Consider the following 2,553-nt stretch of genomic DNA (forward strand, 5'->3'; position numbering starts at 1 on the left):
TGTGTTTCGTCAAGTTAAAGTAGGCCATTTCGGCGCTAAGAATCAGGCCACTGCGGCGCGTTTTTAGGCCATTTCAGCTGTCTGCTCATTTCATCAACGCGTTTTTGACTCGGTAGGACTCGCCGCGGAACTGCAAGAGTCGCCCGTGGTGCACCAGCCGGTCGATGACGGCGGCGGCCATGTTGTCATCGCCAAAGACGGTTCCCCAACGGGAAAACTCCAGGTTGGTGGTGATGATCAGGCTGCGTTTTTCGTACCCGTCCGCGATGACTTGGAATAGGAGCCTGGCTCCTTCGATATCGATCGGAAGGTAGCCGAGTTCATCTATCGCCAAGAGCTGGTTTTTTGCCAAGGATGCGAGTTCCTTGTCGAGGCGGTCTTCGTCCTTGGCCCGGCGCAGCATCATGACCAGGGCGGAGGTGGTGAAGAAGCGTGCCGGGATGCCCTTCCGGCACGCGGCTGCCACCAGGGCGGAGGCCATGTGGGTTTTACCTGTGCCCACGTCGCCGTACAACACGAGGTCTTGGGCCTGGTTGATGAACTCCAGGGATTCGAGCGGTTCTCGGCCGTAGTCCTCGGGGAACCTGACACTGGTGTAATCGAATCCGGTGAGGGTTTTCATGGCGGGCAGCCGAGCCGATTTCAGCAGCCGTTGACGCCGTGATTCAAGTCGGGATTCGTGCTCGGCCATCAGTACTCCGTGCAGGTATTCACGTTGTTTCGGGGTTCCTTTCTCAGCCCATTCGGTCAACACGGTCCCGGTCATCGAAGCATGCTTGCCCGCGTCGAGGATGTCCTGGATGGTGGGGGTGCTCATGCGACTTCTCCCGTGACGGTGTTGACGGTGGTGAAGGTGTCATAGACACTCAAGTCCACGTTCGTGGCGGCCGGTTCGGTGCCGTTGGACAGCCGGCGCGCGAGCATGCCCAGCATGGCCATGTCGGGGGTGTCTCCGCGTTGGATCAGGGTGTCTGCAGCCTGCATTGCGGCATCGAAGCCCGCGGACCCGGACGCAGCATCCACCGCGTTGAGCAGGCGGCGCCGATCGGTTGCTGGTGCCTTATCCAGCCAGTCACGCACCGGGTCGGTGACCAGTGCCCGCAACGGGGAATGAGACCACGCCCCGGGCTTGGCCACCAGCAACGGGACCAGCGAGGCAGGGTCGAAGATCGTCTCGGCCTGTCGGCCAAAGACGCGTGGGAACGTGCGGACCGGTTCGGAATGCTCATCAAGGATCTGCACCACATCATGGCCTAACCCCACGGTGAGCATCCGTCCATGGAACGCGGGCCCGGCCGCGTAGGTGTTCCCGTCAACGAGCAGGTTCCCGGTCTTGTCCGCCTTCCGCGATTCGTAGCGCACCGCCTCAAAACCGACCCCCGGCAACTCCAAGGACGCCGCCACGTCCTGGGTGAACAGCTCACCCAAGGGCAGGCCCTTGCGGTAATGCGTGGTGCCGGCCAGGGCGTCACAGCGGGCCATCAAGACCTTGTTGAGCCCGGCCAAGGTGGCGGCCTCCGGCTCCGGGACCATGAAGTTCCGGCGCAGGAACCCCACCGCGTTCTCCACGTTCCCCTTCTCATGACCCGAGTACGGATTGCAGTACCGTGACTCGGACCGGTAGTGCAGCTTGAACGCAGCAAACAGCTTCGTCTCCGTCACCCGGGTTCCCACCCGATTTCCGATGCCCGTGGCGTTGTCAAAAACCATATGTCTCGGTACGGCCCCGATATGTTCAAACACGGTCCGCAACCCGTGCGCGACGCATTCGGAGGTCTCGCCCCGATACCCCTGGACGAAGCGCATGTTCGAGAACGGGAAGGTCACCACGAAGATGTGCAGGACCTGCCGGATCCCGGCGATGATCGCCTCGGCCTGCCCGAAATCGACCTGTACTGTGCCAGCTGGCCAGACCAGTTCGGTGAAGCCCTCCCCGCCGCCACGGTTCAGTGCCCGCCACTTCTTCACGAAGCGCTGCACCGGCGAATACGTGGCTGTGTATCCGTGCTCGTCAACGAGCCGGTCAAAGACCCGCTTGGCCGTATGCCGCTGCTTGCGGTTCCGGCGCTCATCCTCGCCCAGCCACGCCTCAATGATGTCATCGAACCCGGCCAGCACCGAGCCCCCGGGCCTAGCCAACGGAGCTGGTGGTGCCGGGGAGAAGTCCTCCCGGCCGGAGTATTTGGCCACCGAGGCCCGGCTAACATCCAACAGCCGCGCGATCTCACGGCCAGGAACCCCCTGGGAGTCGAGCTTTCTGATACTTTCTTGTACGGACATGGGTACCGTCATCTGCTTTCTAGCCCTTCCGGCGCATACGCTTCGCAATGGCAGCGCCGTAAGGAACTTATCTGGGTAATGGCGGGCCCATGTCCCCAACACTCTGGACGGGCCCCGGCCACCGGGTGATCTCTATCTGAAGGCCAACCCCGAAACCATGATTTGGAGGGGAAAAAACTGGCCTGATTCTTAGCGCTCTTTTGGCCTGAAACGAGCCGCTAACTCGGCCTACATTCCTAGCTAAAACGGCCTACAAATAGTTGATCACACACA

2 protein-coding genes are annotated in these 2,553 nt (G+C 61.5%); both read right to left on the minus strand.

Translation table 11 applies throughout. The features are described 5' to 3' along the window. Nucleotides 1–85 precede the first annotated feature (85 nt). Nucleotides 86–817, minus strand: coding sequence for an IS21-like element helper ATPase IstB (gene istB / locus OS914_RS17890; RefSeq protein WP_267547409.1), 732 nt, complete (start codon nt 815–817; stop codon nt 86–88). Continuing rightward, a complete protein-coding gene (gene istA / locus OS914_RS17895; RefSeq protein ID WP_267547410.1) occupies nt 814–2,280 on the minus strand; it encodes an IS21 family transposase in 1,467 nt (488 codons plus the stop codon). Before istA ends, istB begins: the two co-directional genes overlap by 4 nt. Between the last annotated feature and the right edge of the window lie 273 nt (nt 2,281–2,553).

The sequence above is a fragment of the Arthrobacter endolithicus genome (genome assembly GCF_026627425.1).
GTDB lineage: Bacteria > Actinomycetota > Actinomycetes > Actinomycetales > Micrococcaceae > Arthrobacter_M.